The 2,259-nt window shown below is 42.9% G+C and carries 1 protein-coding gene; it reads left to right on the forward strand.

Features of this window, described 5'->3' with window-relative positions; genetic code table 11:
* The first annotated feature begins 80 nt into the window (after nucleotides 1-80).
* Complete coding sequence (locus H1P_RS35265; protein ID WP_144876432.1) at nucleotides 81-2,171, forward strand: calcium-binding protein; 2,091 nt, start codon at nucleotides 81-83, stop codon at nucleotides 2,169-2,171.
* Nucleotides 2,172-2,259 lie beyond the last annotated feature (88 nt).

Raw genomic sequence — 2,259 nt, forward strand, 5'->3', positions numbered from 1 at the left:
TCCCAGAACTTCCAAAAGGGTTGATACCCTGATTAAAATAGCGATGGATTTAATGAATCCCCAACATCTGCGTAACTGGTTTGCCCACTGCTGCTACTGTCCCTTATAAACCTGCAAACCGCTGTATCTTTTTATCTGATGGCGATCGGACACTTGGAACCTCTTTCGATATATTTGGTCCAACTACAAATGGAGCGCCCAATGTCGTAGCTGGTGATTTTGATGGAAACGGCACCTCTGACTTTCTTCAGGTAGGACCATCGAATCGTGCCTCTAGCGAACGTATTACTTTTATTGAGGGTTTTCGTTCATCTGCTTCCTTTGACGGTGACTCAGTTATAGGCAGTGCAGGAAATGATACTCTTAGAGGACGAGACGGCAATGAAAATCTCAACGGGTTAGCGGGGGATGATTCCCTTGAAGGCAGAAATGGTGATGATATCCTCAACGGAGGTGCGGGGAATGATTCTCTTTTCGGAGGAGATGGGAATGATGTCCTAGAAGGATCTGATGGCAATGATTCACTCGATGGTGGAGATGATAATGATACCCTTAACGGTGGTAGAGGTAAGAATTTTCTCCTTGGAGGGAAAGGTAATGATAGTCTTATTGGTTCTATTGGTAATGACACCCTAGAAGGGGGTGAGGGTGATGATATTCTTGATGGTGGTAATAGGAAAGACGTTCTTAGAGGTGACTCTGGTAATGATACTCTGCTTGGTGGACGAAACACTGACAACCTAGAAGGCGGAAGTGGTAACGATCTTCTCGATGGTGGAGAGAGTAACGATCTACTCTTTGGCGAAGAAGGTGATGATACTTTAAGGGGCGATGCTGGAGAAGATATCCTAGAAGGAGGCGCAGGTAATGACATCCTGGATGGTGGGGATGGTCTGGATATTGCTTTGTACGAAGGAAAATTTGAGGGATTTGATATTACCATTAACGATGACGAGAGTATTACCGTAACAGACATCGATACAAGCGATGGAGACGAAGGAACTGATACCCTTACCAATATTTCTCAGTTAGCCTTCGGTGGTAACACGCGCATAGGTCCTGATAATAATAGAAACACAATTGTGGGTGTTGCAGGTGTGTCTGAAGGTAGGGATTTTAGGTTTATTTCTGGTGGTGATGCAGCAGCGACTAACTTTGTTATCGACATTGAAGGTGATGACACTGGTTTGGGATTAGATTTCGATACCAGTAAACTAGCAAGCTTCATCAATGACATTACCCTACCAGACCAAGATATTGAAAATGCTAGATTAGCAGCCAACCTTCTTTTAGATGCTGCTGGTGGTGCAGCAAGTGCTATTCCTGTCATTGGAGGTATAGGATCGACTGCTGCTGCAATAACACAAACCTTAACAAACTACGAATTCGATCTAGCTCAAGTAGACGCTCAAAAACAAGCTGCGATGGATGCGGTAAATAATCCTGATTACAATACAGGAGCTTGGTTAGATATTAAGGAGAACAACCGAGATATGGTTGTGATAGAGGATTTCCAAATTGGCGTAGATAACCTCTTTTTACCTTCAGTGTCAGATCTTCCTGATGTTAATGTTAGTTATGTCGTCAAGCCTGTTACATCTTCATTGAATAATGGTCGAGGGGTCTTTATCGAAGCACAGATCGATAAAAGCGATGGAAGCGAGACGTCGAATCTTGTTTTGATCACGAATAACTATGAAAGTCTGAGCAACACAGACTTTACCAAGCAAATCACCGATCTCTTAAGAACTGAGGAAGACGGTGGCTCGATGATTGGTACTTTTAATCAAATACCCATTAGAGTATCACCATTAGGCAATCGGAATGACCAATTTGGAAGTTTTGCAGGAGATCACATTGACGGTCAAGAGTTTGGTCCAGCAAGAAGTGCGCCTGGTTCCTTTGAATTAATTGGTGAATTTGGCGACGATTTGATTCAGGGTGGTAGTCAAGATGATTTACTCAACGGTGGTTTTAATACTGCAATACCTACCTTTGCGAACATTACTTACGAAGATGATGGATTTGATATTTTACAAGGACGTAAAGGTGACGACGAACTTAGGGGGGGAACTGGCAATGATATCCTTGATGGTGGAGGCTTAATCTACGAAAATACCGATGAAGGTATTAATGTAACGGGTGGTGCGATTCGTTTAGTCGAAACTTAGAAAGAAGGAGGATGACTAGCTTCTGTTGAGTAACCGCAAAACGGTAGAGTTCGCACTTTAATCCTCAACAGATGACAACTTAATAATC

It is taken from the genome of Hyella patelloides LEGE 07179 (genome assembly GCF_900659865.1).
GTDB classification, from domain to species: domain Bacteria; phylum Cyanobacteriota; class Cyanobacteriia; order Cyanobacteriales; family Xenococcaceae; genus Hyella; species Hyella patelloides.